The organism is Chryseobacterium sp. (genome assembly GCF_022712095.1).
Lineage (GTDB): Bacteria > Bacteroidota > Bacteroidia > Flavobacteriales > Weeksellaceae > Chryseobacterium.
In genome coordinates, this window is record NZ_JALAHD010000100.1 from 1 (window position 1) to 17,943 (window position 17,943).

The following is a 17,943-nucleotide window of genomic DNA, read 5'->3' on the forward strand; positions in this document are numbered from 1 at the left end:
GTTTTGAAGTAATTACAAATTTGATGAGCTTTGTTGTTGATTATCATTGTGTTGTACTTATTTTGTGTGAGGGTGAGAAAAAGTGTATATTGGTTGCGAAGTGTCGTATCTATTTTTTAATTACTGATTGATGGCAAATATTATCCGTACTTTTTTCAATGGATTATATGGTAAAAATAGCATAGATTTTGTAAAAGGTCTGGTCTATATTTATCCCTTTGGTGTAATTGGTAAAGAGAATAACAATAATGTGAAACCTCATGCCCATAATAATCAGTTTCAGATTTTTGTAGTGATTGAAGGGACTACAGTTTTACTCTACAACGGGGAAAAAATTCCTATTACAGGACCTTCCTTTATCACGGTTCCGAAGAATACCGAACATGGATTTGAACATCAGACGGAAATGAAAGGCTGGATTATAAGTCTTTCCGATTCTGTACTGGAACACATGGTTAAGAGGGAAACTGAAGTAATTAATGCTATTGAAACCTTTCAGCTGATAGAAGTGGAAGAGGGGCAGTATTCGGAAATCGTTTTCAAAAGCATGCTGGAATGTATAGATGAATACCATGGTGTAGAAAGAGGTAAGCTCCTTATGCTTAAATATATTGTTGGGAAAATTGTGGTACAGCTCAGTCGTATTCCGGAAGATGCCAAACTCAGTCTTTCCAAAAAAGATAACCTCTCCGTTATTTATTTCAGAAGGTTTAACCAACTCATACGGGAGACTAATACCTATAAAAAAACAATTGAACAATATGCTGTGGAACTGAATATTACCACAGGACATCTTAACAGAATCTGTAGTATGGTGGCACAGCAGTCTCCTAAGGAAGTTATTATGGATTACTTTATTTCTGAAGCACAGCTACTACTTACCGATATTGAAAAAAGTATCAATGAAGTATGCTATAGTATTGGTTTTGACGACCCCAGCTATTTTTCTAGGATATTCAAAAAAAAGACCGGTTTTACTCCTAATGAATTCAGAAAAAAGATAGGAGTTAAGGTATAATTTATAGAGTTTTTAACATTCATGTCATATTTGTGACAAAAATAAATCAAAAGTCCTATTTCTTAAACAAGATTTCAAAGTATGTTTGTAATCGAAGTAAGCAGTCACTTACCAAGGTAATGAATCACTTACTTATAGATTACAGATATGTCACAGATAAAAATTACTCATATAGAGACCTGTATAGTAGATCTCCCAACGATAAGACCTCATCACCTTTCTATGGCGGTAATGCGGAAACAATCCATGGTGATTATTCGTCTTTTTTCTTCAGATGATATCGAAGGAATAGGAGAAGCTACTACCATTGGAGGTATTTCTTATGCCGATGAATTTCCGGAAGGAATGAAGCTTGCAATCGATACGTATTTTACTCCTCTTCTGCTAGGGCAGGATCCAACCCGTATCAATGCTTTGATGATGATTCTTGAAAAGAATATTTCGGGAAATCAATTTGCTAAATCAGGAATTGAAACAGCATTGCTGGATGCTCATGCCAAGAGATTGAAAGTTCCTGTAAGTGATCTTTTTGGAGGAATAATTACTGAAAAGCTTCCGGTTCTTTGGACGCTTGCAAGTGGAGATACCGAAAAAGATATCGAAGAAGCTCAACGTTTGATCAGTGAGAAAAGGCATAGGGTTTTTAAACTCAAGATAGGAAGAAAAGACCCTAAAGAAGATGTACATCATGTTTCTGAAATTAAAAAAGCTTTAGGGGAAGATATTAAGATTACAGTAGATGTGAATCAGGCGTGGACAGAGCAGGTTGCTAAAAAAGCGATTAAAAAACTCCAGGAGGGAGGAATTGACCTGATAGAACAACCTTTGGCTAAACATAATTTTGACGGATTGGCAAGATTAACGTCTTATTTTGAAGTTCCTCTGATGGCTGATGAAGCAGCAGCTACAGTTCAGGATGCTTTTAAACTGGCAAAAATAAATGCTGCAAATGTCTTTGCACTTAAAATAGCCAAATCAGGAGGATTAACCAATATTGCCAGACAGGCAGCTATTGCACAAGGTGCTGGGATTTCATTATATGGAGGGACAATGCTGGAAGGAACCATAGGTACTGCAGCCTCTCTGCATATTTTCGCTACTCTTCCTAATCTGGATTGGGGAACGGAACTTTTCGGTCCGCTTCTGTTGACGGACGACATAGTTAAAAAACCGATTGTATACCAAAACTTTAATATTGAAATTCCTGTAGGAGTAGGATTGGGGATAGAATTGGACATGAATCAGGTAGAAAAATATAAAAGAAAATAAAAAATGGTATACGTTGTAGAAATGGATGTACACATCCCTGAAACCTGGAGTGAAGAAAAACTTGCAGATTATGTGGCAAGGGAAAAAGCATGCTCACAAAAATGGCAGTCTTCCGGAAAATGGAAATATTTGTGGCGTGTAGCAGGAAAATATTCCAATATTTCTGTACTGGAAGTAGAAAGCCCTGATGAGTTGCATCAGATTATTAGCTCGTTACCATTATTTCCTTACATGACCATCAAAGTAACCAGTATATGTAAGCATCCCAATGCATTGAGAGAAACACTACTATAACTGAAATAAATATACTAACTAATAAAAAAAGATATTATGAAAAGAATGGACCAGGCACGTATAGATGCTGTTTTAGACTATATTAAATCTAAAGAAAAACCAGGAGAAGGAAACGAAAGAGTAAAAGAAATAGTAAACAGGCTTCTTAAAGATCTTTTCAATGCTATGGCAGATCTGGATATTACTTCCGAAGAAATGTGGCGGGCATGTGATTATTTAGGAGAAGCAGGAAGAAAAGGAGAGTGGGGACTTATCTTTGCAGGACTGGGAATCGAACATTTCATCGATGTGAAAATGGACTGGGAAGATGAGGTAGCAGGAATTGAAGCTAAAACACCCCGTACCATTGAAGGACCTCTTTATGTAGCCGGTTCACCGGAATCCAAATCTTATGCAGAGCTGGAAACAGTTCCTGAGCCTGATGGAGAAAGATTATACATGAGCGGATATGTTCTTGATGAGAAGGGTAACCCTATAGAAGGAGCTAAAGTAGAAGTTTGGCACTGTAACCTGAAAGGGCTTTATTCTCATTTTGATTCCACTCAGCCGGAGTTCAACTTGCGAAGAGCAATTATTACAGATAAAGATGGGAAATATGAATTTAAATCTTTCCTTCCTGTAGGATATTCCTGTCCTCCTGACGGACCAACGGATAAGTTAATGACCATGCTGGGCCGTCATGGATCAAGGCCTGCCCACATCCACTTCTTTGCAACTGCACCTGGATTCAGAAAATTAACTACACAGATCAACATTGAGGGAGATCCGCTTACTTTCGACGATTTTGCATTTGCTACCCGCGAAGATCTTGTACCTCATGTAGAAAGAATCCCTGCTGATAAAGCAGCTGAATATGGAAAAAATGAAGCTTTCGCTAAAATTGAATTCAATTTCAATATGGTAACAGACAGAACTAATATTCCGGCTGGGGAAAATCACAGAACCAGAGCTTCTGTTACTTTATAAGCTTAATTTTTAAGGATATGATTACAGCTGGTTTTATACTGGCTGTTTTTATAAAAACTATTTAAGACTATTTATCGGGGTAAAAATATTCCGACAGGATAACCTTTACAATTTTACTTATGAGCATTACAAAAGAATTTTTAGATACAATGATCATTCATGATAAAGAGAATGGTGTCTATCAGCATAATCGGGAGTCTTTTACCAATCAGGAGCTCTTCGATCTTGAAATGAAACATATCTTTGAAGGAAACTGGGTATTTCTAGCCCATGAAAGCCAGATTCCTAATATCAATGATTACTATACAACCAATATAGGACGTCAGTCTGTTGTTATTACGAAGAACAAAGAAGGTCAGCTTAATGCAATTATCAACTCATGTACCCATAAAGGAGCCCAGCTCTGCCGTTATAAAAGAGGAAATAAATCTTCCTTTACCTGTCCTTTCCATGGATGGACCTTTAATAATTCAGGGAAATTATTGAAAGTAAAAGATGGCAAAGCAGGAGGATATCCTGAACAGTTCAACTGTGAAGGTTCTCATGACCTTGTAAAAGTGGCCCGTTTTGAAAATTACAGAGGTTTCTTATTCGGATCTTTAAATGCGGATGTAAAGCCATTGGAAGATTATTTGGGAGATACTAAAATTATCATTGATCATATCGTGGATCAGGCTCCTGAAGGGCTGGAAGTCCTGAATGGTGCATCATCTTATGTGTATAATGGGAACTGGAAGCTTCAGATGGAAAACGGTGCCGATGGTTATCATGTTTCTTCAGTACACTGGAATTATGTGGCTACTATGGGAAGAAGGAATTATGAAAAAGAAGCTACCAAAGCTGTAGATGCAAATGGATGGTCTAAATCGGTAGCAGGTGTATACGGATTTGAAAACGGGCATATCTTATTATGGACGAATAAGCTGAATCCTGAGGTAAGTCCTATTTACCAGCATAAAGACAGATTAATTCAGGAGTTTGGAGAAACCAAAGCGGAATTTATGGTGAATATGACCAGAAACCTTGCTATTTATCCTAACCTTTATATTATGGATCAGTTTTCTACTCAATTGAGAATAGTACGTCCGATTTCCGTTAATGAAACAGAAGTTACCATTTACTGTTTTGCCCCCGTAGGAGAACCTAAAGAAGACAGAACTATAAGAATCCGTCAGTATGAAGACTTTTTCAATGTAACGGGAATGGGAACACCGGATGATGCTGAAGAATTCAGATCATGCCAGATTGCTTACGAATCCACAGCATTGAAGCACAATGATATGAGCAGAGGTGCGGCACACTGGATCTATGGTCAGGATGAACAGGCTAAAACGATGGGAATTCACCCGCTTTTGAGTGGTATTAAATCCGAAGACGAAGGTCTTTTTGTAACACAGCATGAATACTGGCAGCATGCCATGAAAGAAGCTGTTGATAAAGAATATAATTAACCAGATTACCTAAAATTTTGAAAATGACTGAATATAATAAAATACTGGCGTTTTTATATAAAGAAGCACGTTTGCTGGATGACAGGGAATGGGACGAATGGCTTACACTCTATCATGAAGATGTAGAATACTGGATGCCTTCCTGGACGGACGAGGATCGGATAACTACAGATCCCCTGACAGAAATTTCCCTTATCTATTATACCAACCGGGGAGGATTGGAAGACAGGGTTTTCCGTATTAAAACAGAACGTTCAGGAGCTTCAATGCCTGAGCCGAGAACTTCACATAATATTACCAATGTAGAGATAACCGAAGAAAATAACACAGAGATCAAACTGAGATTTAACTGGTTAACGAAAAGTTTCCGATACAAGACAACGGATACTTATTTCGGAACCTCATACTATACTTTAAATAAAACCGGAGATAGTTTTGTAATCACAAATAAAAAGGTGGTGATCAAAAATGATTATATCCGTCAGGTACTGGATATTTATCATATTTAATTCGATTAATAATTAACTTACTTATTTATGCCTAAAATAGCTTTAAACTTTGAAGACGGGATCACTAAAATTATTAATGGAATGCCCTATGAAAAAGTTTCTGATGCAGCTTACAGGGAAGGAATCAATATCCCTTTGGATTGTGCAGATGGTGCGTGCGGAACCTGTAAATGTCATGTGAAATCCGGACAGTATGATCCCGGGGATTATATAGAAGATGCGTTATCCGATGAAGAAGCGGAACAGGGGTATGGATTAGCCTGCCAGATCGTTCCCGAAACAGATATGATTATTGATATTCTGGCTAGTTCAGCAGCATGTAAAGTAGCCACTGAAACTTTCCCGACAACAATTAATGCAATTAACTATCTTTCTTCGGAAATCGTTCAGCTTAAGGTGAACCTGCCAGAAAGCAGAACTATTGATTTCCTTGCCGGACAATATGCCAATATTGAAATTCCCGGAGAAGGAGCAACAAGATCTTATTCATTTACCAATAAGTCGGGCATCAATGAACTGGAATTTTTGATCCGTTTGGTTCCGGATGGAGTCATGAGCAGTTATTTAAAAGAAAAAGCAGTTGTAGGGGATCAACTGAACATAGCAGCTCCTGTGGGATCTTTTTATATGAGAGAAGTGGAAAATCCTACATTACTGATTGCCGGAGGAACAGGGATTGCCCCTATTATTTCCATGCTGGAGGCTATTTCGGAGAAAAAAGATAAACAGCCTGTAAAAGTTTTGTATGGAGCAACACTGGATGAGAATCTTGTAGAACTGGAACGCATCAATGCCTTTTCTGAAAAGCTTGATCTTACTGTAAATACTTGTGTTTCCGGACAGGAAGATTCACAGTATATTAAAGGATATGTTACCCAGTGGATTAATAAAGAATATCTGACAGCTCCGGTATACGATATATACATCTGTGGTCCGAATGCCATGGTGGATGCAGTAAAGGATACTATTAAAACTAACGAAATCAATTGTGAAAATTTCTATACTGAGAAATTTCTGCCGACTGGAGTTTGATAATAATTCTAAAAAAGTAAAAATGATTTTTGAAAACAGGTTTCAGGGAAAAGTAATGATTGTGACCGGAGCTGCTCAGGGAATCGGAAAAGGAGTTGCTGTACGCGCAGCCCAAGAAGGAGCGAAGGTGATTCTTATAGATCGTTCCGAAATAGTGAATGAAATTTCTTCGACATTGAATAAAAATGGTTTTGATACCACAGCTATTGTTGAAGATCTTGAAAAATGGGAAGGCTTTCAGTCGGTAGTTCACAAAACATTAGAAAAATATGATCATATAGATATTCTTATTAATAATGTAGGAGGTACCATTTGGGCCAAACCATTTGACCATTATGAAGAAGATGAGGTCATGAAAGAAATTAACCGTTCCTTATTTCCTACATTATGGGGATGCAGGGCGGTTTTGCCATCTATGATTCAGAAAGGCGGAGGTACTATTGTGAATGTATCTTCTGTAGCTACCCGAAGTGTAAACCGGGTACCTTACGCAGCAGCAAAAGGTGGTGTGAATGCTGTTACAGCTTCATTGGCTTTTGAACAGGCTCCGAATAATATCCGTGTAATAGGCGTAGCTCCGGGAGGAACCCAGGCACCGCCGAGATTAATTCCACGTAATGAAAATCCTCAGTCCGAACAGGAAAAAATATGGTATCAGGAAATTATAGACCAAACTGTTGATTCTTCTCTCCAAAAGAAATATGGAGAAGTTGAAGATCAGGTTAATACGATTCTTTTTGCAGCGTCTGATGAAGCGAAATATATAACAGGAGTTACTATTCCCGTAGCGGGAGGAGATTTAGGATAACTCAATTTTAATTAAAACAGAAATGCCTACAGTACAATTAAAAAATTATACATGTAATTATGAATTTTTAAATTCAGGAAAAGACAGAACGATTATTTTTTCCAATTCATTGGGGACAGATTACTCTATGTGGAATAAAGTAGTGGATATCATTAAATCAGATTTTAATATTATCTTACATGATACCCGTGGTCATGGAAAATCTACCAATTCTCAGAAAGAACTGACTATAGAAGAATTAGGAGAAGATATTATAGAACTTTTACATACTTTGAAAATAGAAGGAAAGATCACTTTTTGCGGTCTTTCTATGGGAGGATTAATTGGTCAGTACTTAGGAATCAACCACTCCCATATATTTGATAAGATCATTCTGGCCAATACTGCATCTAAAATAGGAAGTACGGACAGCTGGAATACCCGTATTGAAACCGTTATGGCAAATGGACTGTCAAGTATTCTCACTGGTACGGCAGAAAGATGGTTTACACCTAATTTTCAAGCCAATCATGCCGATGAGGTCAATGCTATTCTGGAAAAATTTGCAGCCAATGATTTGGCAGGGTATTGTGCTAGCTGTGCGGCCGTAAGAGATGGAGATTACCGTTATCAGATCGATAAAATCAATATTCCTGTTTTGGTGATCACAGGTTCAGAAGATTTGGTAACAACGGTAGATGACGGTAGATTCATGAAGACAAAAATAACTGTTTCCAAATTAGAAGTATTGGAAGCAGCTCATTTATCGGCAGTAGAACAGGCGGAAGAATTTGCAAAGAATATTCTTTCATTTTAATATAAATAAATACAAAATATGAAAACAGTACCTCAGATAACGTTACAGGAAGCTGTAGCTATGGTAAAAGACGGAGATACTTTATTACAGGGAGGTTTTGGAATGACAGGAAATCCTGTTCATTTAATGCATGCGCTGGCAGAGACAAAAACTAAAAATTTAACATTCATAGGAAATAATGTAGGTGAAGTAGGAATTGGAGGAGGAAGACTGCTTAGAAACGGGCAGTTGAAAAAAATCATAGGATCTTTTTTCACTTCCAATCCGGAAGCTGTAAAAGCAGCTCAGGATGGAATCGTAGAATCCGAACTTCTTCCTCAGGGAACACTGGCAGAAGCAATCAGAGCCGGAGGTGCCGGTATCGGAGGTTTTTTTACCCCGACTTCTGCAGGAACTGACCTGGCGAAAGGAAGAGAAACAAAGATTCTTGATGGAACAGAACAGGTTTTCATTCCTGGAATTAAAGGAAATGTAGCTTTTATCCGTGCATGGAAAGCTGATACTGCCGGCAACCTTCAATACAGAATGACAGAACAGAATTTTAACAGGGCTATGGCTACCGCTGCAGATTTAGTGATTGCAGAAGTGGAAGAGATCGTTCCTGTAGGAGTAATTCCGGCTGAAAGTATCCATACACCCGGCTCTTATGTAGATTACCTGGTACAGGCTACTTTAACACTGGAAGACCTGGGAAGTTCTGCTGCCGTTTCTTCAAGTAAAAAAGTCTCTGAAAGCCGTCTTAACATGGCTAAAAGAGCTTTAAAAGAATTGAATAAAGGAAACGTTGTGAACCTAGGCATAGGAATTCCTACTTTAGTTGCCGATCTCATTTCCGAAGAAGATGAAATTATTCTTCACACTGAAAACGGAATGTTGGGAGTGGGGCCTGCCCCTACAGATGGAGGAGGCGCAATGGATTATCCTGTCAATGCAGGAAAAGTTCCGGTAACTGCTTTGAAAGGTGCTTCTTATTTTGATTCTGCGGATTCCTTTGCTATGATTCGTGGAAAGCATGTTGATGTGGCAGTAATGGGAGGATTACAGGTAGATGAAGCTGCTAATTTGGCTAACTGGGCTGTTCCGGGACAACCTTTATTAGGTGTTGGAGGAGCGATGGATTTAGCTTCTGGAGCCAAAAAGCTCATCATTACCATGATGCATAACGAGAAAAATGGTGATGCTAAAATAGTTCCTGTATGTGATTTACCGCTTACTGCTCTGAAAGCTGTAGATATGGTTATTACCGATAAAGCTGTTTTTGAATTTATTGATGGAAAACTTACATTAACTGAAATATTGCCGGGAGCTACTTTGGAAGAAGTACGTGAAAAAACGACTGCTTCTTTTATTGAAAAACTTTCTTAATACTAATCTGATGAATACAGAAGCATATATTATAGATGGAATCCGTACTCCGATAGGTAGCTTTGGCGGAACTTTGGATGCGGTTCGGGCAGATGATCTTGCAGCATTGGTTATTGAAGAACTGGTGAAAAGAAATCCTGTTATTCCTAAAGAAGCTATCGATGATGTTATTTTAGGATGTCATAACCAGGCGGGAGAAGATAACAGAAATATAGCTAGAATGGCAGCATTGTTAGCAGGTTTACCGGTAACAGTACCGGGAGAAACGGTTAACAGACTTTGTTCTTCAGGAATGTCGTCGATTATTCATGCTAACAGAGCGATTAAAGCAGGTGATGGAGATATCTTTATTGCAGGAGGAGTGGAGCATATGACCAGAAGTCCTCTGGTTATTTCAAAACCTTCCAAAGGATTCGGGACAGATTCTAAAATGGAAGATTCTTCTTTCGGGTGGCGTTTTGTCAACCCTAAAATGAAAGAAATGTATGGAACGGATCCAATGGGAATGACGGCGGAAAATCTGGTTGATATGTACCATATTTCCAGAGAAGATCAGGATCGATTTGCCCTGCAGTCTCAGTTAAAGGCATCAGCGGCTACCCGGAATGGAAGACTGGCGGAAGAAATCATTCCGGTTACCATTCCACAGCGTAAAGGGGATCCGCTGATCTTTGATAAAGATGAATTTGTACGTCCTAATTCTACTATAGAAGGTTTGGCTAAATTAAAGCCTGCTTTTAAAAAAGATGGTACCGTGACGGCAGGAAATGCTTCCGGATTAAATGACGGAGCGGCTGCTGTATATGTAGCATCAGGAGAAGCGGTACAGAAATACGGATTAAAACCTCTGGCAAGAATTGTTGCTTCTGCAGTAACAGGTGTGGAACCCAGAATTATGGGAATAGGTCCGGTGTCGGCTACTCAGAAGGCTCTTAAAAAAGCAGGCCTCACTTTGGATGATATCGGAGTAATAGAGTTTAATGAAGCATTTGCTGCTCAGGCTTTAGCATGTATCAGAGAACTGGGACTGAAAGATGATGACCCGAGAATTAATCCGAATGGTGGTGCTATTGCTCTGGGGCATCCTCTTGGAATGTCCGGAACCAGAATAACCTATTCCGCAGCATTGGAGCTTCATAAGAAAAATGCAAGATATGCATTGGCTACAATGTGCGTAGGAGTAGGACAGGGATATGCGGTGATCCTCGAAAAAGTTTAAAATGGACCAGATTGTAATGAAAGGTTAATTTTAAAATTGGTTAAAAAAGGAGGAAATGAGTAAATGAGTAAAAAAGATGATATATTAGAAGCTGCCCTGAAGATCTTTACCGAACTGGGAACAAAAGCGGCATCCACTAAATCTATTGCACAGGAAGCTCAGGTTTCTGAAGCTCTCATTTTCAAATATTTTAAAAGTAAGGATAATCTGATAGAAGAAATTCTGAAATCAGGATATCGTGAAGCAACAAGGCTTGTTTCCACACACCTTGAATATAAAAGTCCTACAGACTATATATCTAATTTACTGGATCTGCCGAAAATTTTGGTTCTTGCCAACAAATATTTTTGGCAGATGCAGTATAAAATTATGCCCCTCAATTCTATGGCGGTGGCACATCATCAGCTTTTTATGAAGCCTTGTTACGACTATCTTATTAAAGCGTTTGCTGATCTTGGCTACAGAAAGCCCATCCTGGAAGCAGAAATTCTATTACTTTTTATTGAAGGTTTATGGAAGCATATTGCTGCTAATGAATTTGATGTAGAACATATTGAGGCTATTACTTATTTGACGAAGAAAAAGTATGGGCTTATTCTATAGTTGGAATAATACAAAAAATTTTGATAGAACTTTAATTATTGTTTCTATTTGAATGCCAGCTTTAATAAAGCTAACTAATAAATGAATTTAGTTGGTTTCCAAACTTTTCGTGAAAGTTGTTTTTATTATCCTCTATTTACTATTCAGTCCATTTTTATGGTATATAAAATCATATTATCTTTGCTAACTTAAACAATTGTTAATTCTATATATTGTGATCTATCATCAATATACTGAATTTTATAAAATGCTAAAATATAATGGTGAAAAAATGGTTAATCTTAATAACCTTTCTATATGGGCAGCTCATAATAAAAGCTCAGGAAATCCCCACAGAGTATATTATGAGTTTTAATTCGGAAAAATCTCTTTGTCTGGCCTATGTTAATGGAGTAAGGGTTTTTACTAATTATTATGATAAAGGACCTTTGTCTGCGGGATATAATATATCACCTTATCTTGAAAAAGGAGAAAACGAAATTTCCATTCAGACCGCCAGTATAACAGCTTTACAGGGAAATTCATCTTTTGATCCGGATTTTAAATGCAGTGTGAAGATTAGTAAGCGAACCGGATTGGAGAAACCTGTTGATTTAACTAACTTGATAGCAAGGGTAGATGATCAATTACAACCCACGGGACATTTGTCTTCTGATTATAGAGGAAATTCTGGTCAGGGAAGTGTTCAGGAGTATAAAAAAGAAGGTACGATTCTTTATGAAATCAAAAGAGAACTGAATATCACCGATATACCAGAATGGGTTTGGACAAAGGCGGATCACTTTGAGATAACTGAAGAAAATAAAATAAAATTACAGCAGGCGTATAAGGAACTATTGGATTTATTTGATAGTAAAAATATAGCAGGTATAAAAAAGAAATCTGAAATATCATTTACAGAGAAGGAGAAAGCTAATGGTTTGATAGAGGGGATGTGGTATAATTCCCTAGAACTGGATCAGAAGTTGGAAGAAAGTATAGGAACAGTTATTCCTGACTGGAAAGATTATGAATTAGAAGTTTTGAGGGAAGGGCGTTTGGTGAGATTTAATAATCGCGGATTTTCTCCTATACGGTTGAAAAATAAAGAAAATAAAAGTTTTTGGGGATATAATCCATGGTTTTCATTGATTGATGGGGAACTGGTAATTACAAGATGATATAAAGCCGTTTCTGAATAAGATTTAATGATTATATACATATGATGAGAAACCACCATAATCTTTTCATCCATTCTGTTTGCATCATTGAATTCTTTGGTAATTTTTATTAAGGATAATGCTGTCTATCTTAAATTAAGATACCCTACATATGATTGGTAATGATATTCTCATTTAACAACTTAACTACATATCTAAAACAGGAACTTTCATGTCGTGATATAATAAGATTTTCCAGTTTTCTTCTTTAGCCTGTTCTTCCCATTTAATTCTTTGTTCCATTGCTTTTTTACCGTCAAAATCGGATTTATAAGCTACATGATATTTCAGATAAACTCTTTGCGGTAAATTATCAGCCCCATAGAAGAATGTTTCGTTATTTTCCTTTATCCAGAATACCTGATGAAAAGGAGAGTGTCCTCCTGTTACTTCAAAAGATATTTCAGGAGTAAGCTGTCCCTGATCTTCATTCATCCAGATAATATGGGCATTCTGAATAATGAATTCCAGTATTTCAAAATCAAAAGAAGAGCTTCCTGCTTTACTTAATACATAATCATATTCTCTTTTCTGAATATAAATTTCCGCATTGGGAAAATTAAGTTCATAGCTGTTTTCTTTAGGTCTCACTAAGCCATTAATATGATCTTTATGTAAATGAGAAAGCAAAACTTTAGTGATTTGTAAAGGTGATATATTTTCTTTTTCCAGATTTTTAAAAATGACCGGTTCTCCTTCCTGAAGCCATCCTAATCCTGTATCCAGAAGCAGGTAATCATTAGGAGTGATCACAAGAAAAGGCTGTACAGCCATTGTAAGCTGAGTATCAGCGCCGGCATTTTCAAGCAGGACAAATTCCTTGTTTTTAGTCACGGCAAAATTTCCGTCTTTTAGAGGAATGATCTTCATATACGTATTAATTTTCAATCATCAATCTGTTTAACAGACTGAAGAGTGTTTTTATTTTTTTTATAGGTGAGCAGGAATGATAAAAGAACTGAAAAGATCAGAAACATAATAAAGGTATTCCAGGATGTTCCATGAAGAAGATAACCTGTACCGCTTCCCAGAATACTGGAACCGAAATAATAAAAAAGCCAGTAAATGGAAGTGGCAGAACTTTTCCCTTCTTTAGCGTGTAGAGCTACCATCTGACTTGCCATGGTATGAGCTGCAAAAAAGGAGAGGGTCAATACTCCGAGTCCAAAAATAACCACATAAATATTTTCTGAAAGTAAAAGAGCAATTCCACTAAACATGATTAGAATGAATCCTTTCAGAATGTGTCTTTGCTCATATTTTTTCAGCAGCCTGCTGGTGATCATGGTTCCGAAAACTCCGAAAGTATACATCAGGAAAATAAAGGCAATATAAAAATGATTAAGTGAAAAAGGAGCGGCTTCCAAGCGGAAAGTAAGGTAATTGTAGACACTTACAAAAGTTCCCATGAGTAAAGCTGCAATTCCGTAAAGACGAAGCATATAAGGATCAGTGATGAATGCTTTCATCTGTTTCATCTTCAGGGAAAAATCAATTTTCTGAGGACTAAAGAATCTGGATTCAGGGAAGAGCTTCCAAAAGATAATTCCCAGGATAAGGCTTTCAATACCTATAATGAGAATTGCCTTTCTCCATCCGAACTCACCGGCCAGAATAGTGGCAAATATTCTTCCACTCATTCCTCCGATTGTATTTCCACTTAGGTACATGCTGATGGCAAGACCTACTACAGAAGCATGAACTTCTTCTGTCAGATAAGCTAAAGCTACCGCTGAAACTCCTGAAATAACAAAGCCTTTTATAATCCCAATAATAATAAGTAATGTAAGGCTGGGAACCCATGTAGAGATAATCGTTAATAAAGCAGAGGTAAATAATGAAAACAGCATAAGCCCTTTTCGTGAATAGGCATCGGCTTTAAATGCAAAAAAGAAAAGACCTAAGGCCATTCCTATAGTTGCGGAAGAAACCAGTAAAGAACTGTCTCCTACGGTAGTCCTGAATTCCTCGGCTACAACCGGTAATAAAGGCTGAAATAAATAAAGCTGTGCAAATACTGAAAGTCCTGAAAAAAATATACACAATTTTATATTTCGAAAACGTTGACTTTTCTGATCTGCTTTTCCTGTGATGTCCATGATGATAGGTAATTCAACTCAAGGAATATTAAGTTTTTTCACTACACAAAGATCACTATTATTTTTTAATTGGTAAAACGTTTAATTTCGATAATATCTATCGTTAAAACCGATTGATTGTTTTTGAAAAAATAAGGACTTCAGTGGAATGAAAATGATGAAGATTGGTATTAATATAAGTCGTTACACACAAATTAAACTATATAATAAATAAATATCATTCCACTGAATTGGGCTGTCCCTATTGTACAAATCATCTAATAAAAGCAGCATGACAAGCTGCAATATATCCGTATATCAATCCCTGAGCAATAGTGGCTCCCGCTCCGGGATATATTTTTCCAAAAATATTGGCCGAGGTATTTCCAATGGCGTATAATCCATTTACCGGGGTCTTATTTGTTTTAAGTACTCTGGCATATTCATCTGTACTTAATCCACCGTTTGTCCCTAAATCTGAAAGAACTATTTTTACAGCATACAGTTTTCCTGTAAGAATATCCATATTGGGGTTAGGCTTTATGGTAGGGTCTCCATAATAGCGGTCCTGTGCTTTTTCTCCTTTAGCAAAATCAAGATCTTTTCCTATTATCGCCAATCTGTTATAGCGTTTCAGGGTTTCTGTAAAATTAGCTACCGGAACATCAATAGCTTTGGCTAAAAGCTCAGGTGTATCTGCTGTAAAAGCCACTCCTGTTTTATACCAATGATAGGGAAGAGGTCTGCCTGGTAAAATGGTACCTGCAAAAACATATCTTTTGCGATAGGTTTCATCGAATATGAGCCATATATTTTTTACCGGTTTTAGTTTCTTTTCCATCTCCATTATTTTCTGACCGAAAGAAACATAATCGAGTGTTTCATTAATGAATCGTTTGCCTTCTTTATTAATGATGAAGCATCCCGGATAGGAGCGTTCTGCAAATAATAAAGCAGGTTTTCCTCCCTTTAGCACAGAAGGTATGGTGGGAAACCACCATGACTGATCCATATGGGAAAGATGAGCATTTATTTTTACTGCTGCTATTATTCCATCTCCTGTGTTGTCCTCTGCTCCCAGACTTCTATCTTTTTCGACATAAGTGGGCTGAGAGTTTTGACGTAGCCGCAGATTATGCTCAAATCCTCCTGTAGCAAGTATTACTCCTTTTTTTGTTTTTATATTGAATCTCTTATTGTTTTTTTCTATGACGGCACCATATACGTTGTCATTATGAATAAGCAGTTCAATCAGCTTTGTTTCCATCAAAACAGGAATATGTGCCCGGATCAGCCCTGCAAACATGCCGGCCGCAAGAGCCTGACCCGAAACCACATATTTTTTTCCTGTAATTCTATTCCCAGCTTTCTGAATGTATCTTTTCATTATGATGGGAATTGACTTTGATGGCTTTCTTAAAAATAGATTAGTCCATTTATAATCATGCCGGGTTTGAGGTAGATTATTGAATCCGGATATAATTCCGGGTCGTATTTTTAGGGCCTCTTTTCCTAGCGTTGAAATATTAAAAGGTTTACATTCAATAGTTCTACCTTTATACAACCCTCCGGGATTTTCAGAATAATAATCAGGAAACCCCTTTATCCATGAAAATTTGAGAGGTGTTGTTCTCTCCAGCATTTTTATTGTGGCTTCTCCATTTTTAAGAAAAGCAGATAATAAGTGGTTTAAAGAGCTATTATCAATAATACTTTCTAAATATTCAGCTCCTTTTTTTATATTATCTCTGTTTTTTTTTGATTTTGTGAGTTGGTTGGCAGGAATCCACAGGGTTCCTTCCGACATTGCCGTAGATCCTCCTATCCATCGGGACTTTTCAATAACCATACATTTTAATCCTTTTTCTTTAGCTGCTAATGCAGCTGCCATACCTGTTCCTGACCCTATAATCAATAGATCTACTGTAGTTTGTATCTTATTAGTTTTGGATTGATGGCTCATTGTAGGCATATTTTATGATGGAAAACTAAATGGCTGTTCCTGTTAATTCTTCTGACCAGTCCGGTAAAACACATTGTATTCCTTCCTGTGCACCCATTAAAGTAGCACAGGTATTACAGTGGTCACATCCGTTAATATATTTTTTTCCATACTGTTTCAGATGTTTGAGCATATTTGGATCTCTCATTAAAGGTCTTCCGGATTGTACAAAATCAAATCCCATATTCATTACCTTCTCAAAACTATCTGCTTCAGTAGCTCCTCCTATATAGATCAGATTGCATTTTACCTGGTCTCTTACTTTTTGGGCTCCGTCCAGAAGATAAAGATCCTTATATGGATAATTTCTGAACATTTTAGTACCTGCCATTTTCATTCCCCATTTTAAAAGGGAATTGGTCTCATGTTTTAATAGACCATTCAGCAGTGACTGGCCATGAAAAAGCAACATAGGATTTTCACTTGAGCTGCCTGCACTAAGTATGATTCCGTCTATACCTGTTTTTTCGAGAACCTGAGCTACTTTAATTCCTTCTTCCAAAGAAATTCCTCCCTCTATGTGGTCAAACATGGTTATTTTACCAAGAATTGGAAAACTGTTTCCCACTTCTATTCTTATAGCTTCCAATACTCTTATCGGAAATAGCATCCTGTTATAAATATGTCCTCCGTATCTGTCCTTTCTTTTATTGGTAAGAGGGCTGATGAACTGACTTAAAAGATAACCGTGTCCGAAATGAATCTCTACTGCATCAAACCCTGACAGTTTCATGATCCTTGCCGTATTTACATATCCATCAATAACATCCTGCATCTGTTTTTCATTCATAGTATCGGCAAAAAAAATCCCAAAGGGTACGCCCATCATGTTAAGTCCTCTACTGGCAGTTACAGGACGTTTTCTCTGTAGTTTCGTATTTCTGCTGAAAGCCCCGCAATGGGCAATCTGTCCGGATAGTTTTGTACCATGCTGATGGATGGTATTTGCCAGTTTCTTAAGACGGGGAATTATTTCTTCCCTTACATACATATAATGCGACTGCATTCTTCCGTCAGCTTCCGGAGCACAATAGGCTAGGGTAGTCATTCCTATGCCTCCTTTGGCAAATGTTTCATGGAAATCAATACATTTTTGATTAATATTATTGTTGTTATCCAACATGGATTCAAAAGTGGCAGCTTTTATTACTCGGTTTTTAAGTGATATTCCGTTTAACTTTGCAGGAGATAAAAGCTTTTTTAAACCATTATTGTTAACTAGTTCCATACACTATTTTATATGATGTAAAAGTCTAAAATTTTGAATATTTCTAAAATAGGTGATTTACGGAAAAACTTTTCCATTTTACGGATTCTTATGTAAAATATTATCA

General features: G+C 37.2%; 17 protein-coding genes. 13 read left to right on the plus strand and 4 right to left on the minus strand.

What is annotated here, in order from left to right:
- Positions 1-130: 130 nt before the first annotated feature.
- The 13 genes from Q0A18_RS04980 (at position 131) to Q0A18_RS05040 (ending at position 12,490) form a co-directional block, all read left to right on the plus strand.
- Positions 131-1,018 (plus strand): AraC family transcriptional regulator, encoded by an 888-nt coding sequence (locus tag Q0A18_RS04980; RefSeq protein ID WP_292009072.1) that lies wholly within the window; start codon positions 131-133, stop codon positions 1,016-1,018.
- 147 nt (positions 1,019-1,165) lie between these two features.
- The gene (locus Q0A18_RS04985) at positions 1,166-2,287 is read left to right on the plus strand and encodes a muconate/chloromuconate family cycloisomerase (protein WP_292009073.1); all 1,122 of its coding nucleotides are present in this window, start codon (positions 1,166-1,168) and stop codon (positions 2,285-2,287) included.
- Between the two features lie 3 nt (positions 2,288-2,290).
- The gene (locus Q0A18_RS04990) at positions 2,291-2,581 is read left to right on the plus strand and encodes a muconolactone Delta-isomerase family protein (protein WP_292009074.1); all 291 of its coding nucleotides are present in this window, start codon (positions 2,291-2,293) and stop codon (positions 2,579-2,581) included.
- A gap of 36 nt (positions 2,582-2,617) precedes the next feature.
- Positions 2,618-3,547 carry a catechol 1,2-dioxygenase gene (gene catA / locus Q0A18_RS04995; protein ID WP_292009075.1) on the plus strand — a complete coding sequence of 310 codons (930 nt, stop codon included), beginning with the start codon at positions 2,618-2,620 and terminating at the stop codon, positions 3,545-3,547.
- Positions 3,548-3,666: 119 nt separating this feature from the next.
- Entirely contained in the window at positions 3,667-4,998 is a 1,332-nt protein-coding gene (locus Q0A18_RS05000; RefSeq protein ID WP_292009076.1) for a Rieske 2Fe-2S domain-containing protein, read from the plus strand.
- A gap of 23 nt (positions 4,999-5,021) precedes the next feature.
- Positions 5,022-5,507 carry a benzoate 1,2-dioxygenase small subunit gene (gene benB, locus Q0A18_RS05005; protein WP_292009077.1) on the plus strand — a complete coding sequence of 162 codons (486 nt, stop codon included), beginning with the start codon at positions 5,022-5,024 and terminating at the stop codon, positions 5,505-5,507.
- 27 nt (positions 5,508-5,534) lie between these two features.
- Positions 5,535-6,539 (plus strand): benzoate 1,2-dioxygenase electron transfer component BenC, encoded by a 1,005-nt coding sequence (gene benC, locus Q0A18_RS05010; RefSeq protein ID WP_292009078.1) that lies wholly within the window; start codon positions 5,535-5,537, stop codon positions 6,537-6,539.
- Between the two features lie 22 nt (positions 6,540-6,561).
- The gene (locus Q0A18_RS05015) at positions 6,562-7,347 is read left to right on the plus strand and encodes a 1,6-dihydroxycyclohexa-2,4-diene-1-carboxylate dehydrogenase (RefSeq protein ID WP_292009079.1); all 786 of its coding nucleotides are present in this window, start codon (positions 6,562-6,564) and stop codon (positions 7,345-7,347) included.
- A gap of 22 nt (positions 7,348-7,369) precedes the next feature.
- Complete coding sequence (pcaD, locus tag Q0A18_RS05020; protein ID WP_292009080.1) at positions 7,370-8,143, plus strand: 3-oxoadipate enol-lactonase; 774 nt, start codon at positions 7,370-7,372, stop codon at positions 8,141-8,143.
- Between the two features lie 18 nt (positions 8,144-8,161).
- Complete coding sequence (locus Q0A18_RS05025; protein ID WP_292009081.1) at positions 8,162-9,508, plus strand: 3-oxoacid CoA-transferase; 1,347 nt, start codon at positions 8,162-8,164, stop codon at positions 9,506-9,508.
- 10 nt (positions 9,509-9,518) lie between these two features.
- Positions 9,519-10,727 carry a 3-oxoadipyl-CoA thiolase gene (pcaF, locus tag Q0A18_RS05030; protein ID WP_292009082.1) on the plus strand — a complete coding sequence of 403 codons (1,209 nt, stop codon included), beginning with the start codon at positions 9,519-9,521 and terminating at the stop codon, positions 10,725-10,727.
- Positions 10,728-10,790: 63 nt separating this feature from the next.
- Complete coding sequence (locus tag Q0A18_RS05035) at positions 10,791-11,330, plus strand: helix-turn-helix domain-containing protein (protein WP_292009083.1); 540 nt, start codon at positions 10,791-10,793, stop codon at positions 11,328-11,330.
- Between the two features lie 344 nt (positions 11,331-11,674).
- Positions 11,675-12,490: a hypothetical protein gene (locus Q0A18_RS05040; RefSeq protein WP_292009084.1), complete on the plus strand. Its 816-nt coding sequence runs from the start codon at positions 11,675-11,677 to the stop codon at positions 12,488-12,490.
- Between the two features lie 186 nt (positions 12,491-12,676).
- Here the strand turns inward: Q0A18_RS05040 and Q0A18_RS05045 are convergent, their stop codons facing one another.
- The 4 genes from Q0A18_RS05045 to Q0A18_RS05060 form a co-directional block, all read right to left on the minus strand.
- Positions 12,677-13,399: an MBL fold metallo-hydrolase gene (locus Q0A18_RS05045; RefSeq protein ID WP_292009085.1), complete on the minus strand. Its 723-nt coding sequence runs from the start codon at positions 13,397-13,399 to the stop codon at positions 12,677-12,679.
- A 14-nt stretch (positions 13,400-13,413) separates the two neighbouring features.
- Positions 13,414-14,628, minus strand: coding sequence for an MFS transporter (locus Q0A18_RS05050; protein WP_292009086.1), 1,215 nt, complete (start codon positions 14,626-14,628; stop codon positions 13,414-13,416).
- 253 nt (positions 14,629-14,881) lie between these two features.
- Positions 14,882-16,570, minus strand: coding sequence for an FAD-binding protein (locus Q0A18_RS05055; protein ID WP_292009087.1), 1,689 nt, complete (start codon positions 16,568-16,570; stop codon positions 14,882-14,884).
- A 25-nt stretch (positions 16,571-16,595) separates the two neighbouring features.
- Positions 16,596-17,837 carry an NADH:flavin oxidoreductase gene (locus Q0A18_RS05060; protein WP_292009088.1) on the minus strand — a complete coding sequence of 414 codons (1,242 nt, stop codon included), beginning with the start codon at positions 17,835-17,837 and terminating at the stop codon, positions 16,596-16,598.
- Positions 17,838-17,943: the final 106 nt, after the last annotated feature.

What these genes read in the sequence shown, in the direction of transcription:
- Q0A18_RS04980 (WP_292009072.1), top strand. Translation starts at nt 131, where the DNA reads ATGGCAAATATTATCCGTACTTTTTTCAATGGATTATATGGTAAAAAT.
- Q0A18_RS04985 (WP_292009073.1), top strand. Translation starts at nt 1,166, where the DNA reads ATGTCACAGATAAAAATTACTCATATAGAGACCTGTATAGTAGATCTC.
- Q0A18_RS04990 (WP_292009074.1), top strand. Translation starts at nt 2,291, where the DNA reads ATGGTATACGTTGTAGAAATGGATGTACACATCCCTGAAACCTGGAGT.
- catA (WP_292009075.1), top strand. Translation starts at nt 2,618, where the DNA reads ATGAAAAGAATGGACCAGGCACGTATAGATGCTGTTTTAGACTATATT.
- Q0A18_RS05000 (WP_292009076.1), top strand. Translation starts at nt 3,667, where the DNA reads ATGAGCATTACAAAAGAATTTTTAGATACAATGATCATTCATGATAAA.
- benB (WP_292009077.1), top strand. Translation starts at nt 5,022, where the DNA reads ATGACTGAATATAATAAAATACTGGCGTTTTTATATAAAGAAGCACGT.
- benC (WP_292009078.1), top strand. Translation starts at nt 5,535, where the DNA reads ATGCCTAAAATAGCTTTAAACTTTGAAGACGGGATCACTAAAATTATT.
- Q0A18_RS05015 (WP_292009079.1), top strand. Translation starts at nt 6,562, where the DNA reads ATGATTTTTGAAAACAGGTTTCAGGGAAAAGTAATGATTGTGACCGGA.
- pcaD (WP_292009080.1), top strand. Translation starts at nt 7,370, where the DNA reads ATGCCTACAGTACAATTAAAAAATTATACATGTAATTATGAATTTTTA.
- Q0A18_RS05025 (WP_292009081.1), top strand. Translation starts at nt 8,162, where the DNA reads ATGAAAACAGTACCTCAGATAACGTTACAGGAAGCTGTAGCTATGGTA.
- pcaF (WP_292009082.1), top strand. Translation starts at nt 9,519, where the DNA reads ATGAATACAGAAGCATATATTATAGATGGAATCCGTACTCCGATAGGT.
- Q0A18_RS05035 (WP_292009083.1), top strand. Translation starts at nt 10,791, where the DNA reads ATGAGTAAAAAAGATGATATATTAGAAGCTGCCCTGAAGATCTTTACC.
- Q0A18_RS05040 (WP_292009084.1), top strand. Translation starts at nt 11,675, where the DNA reads ATGAGTTTTAATTCGGAAAAATCTCTTTGTCTGGCCTATGTTAATGGA.
- Q0A18_RS05045 (WP_292009085.1), bottom strand. Translation starts at nt 13,399, where the DNA reads ATGAAGATCATTCCTCTAAAAGACGGAAATTTTGCCGTGACTAAAAAC.
- Q0A18_RS05050 (WP_292009086.1), bottom strand. Translation starts at nt 14,628, where the DNA reads ATGGACATCACAGGAAAAGCAGATCAGAAAAGTCAACGTTTTCGAAAT.
- Q0A18_RS05055 (WP_292009087.1), bottom strand. Translation starts at nt 16,570, where the DNA reads ATGAGCCATCAATCCAAAACTAATAAGATACAAACTACAGTAGATCTA.
- Q0A18_RS05060 (WP_292009088.1), bottom strand. Translation starts at nt 17,837, where the DNA reads ATGGAACTAGTTAACAATAATGGTTTAAAAAAGCTTTTATCTCCTGCA.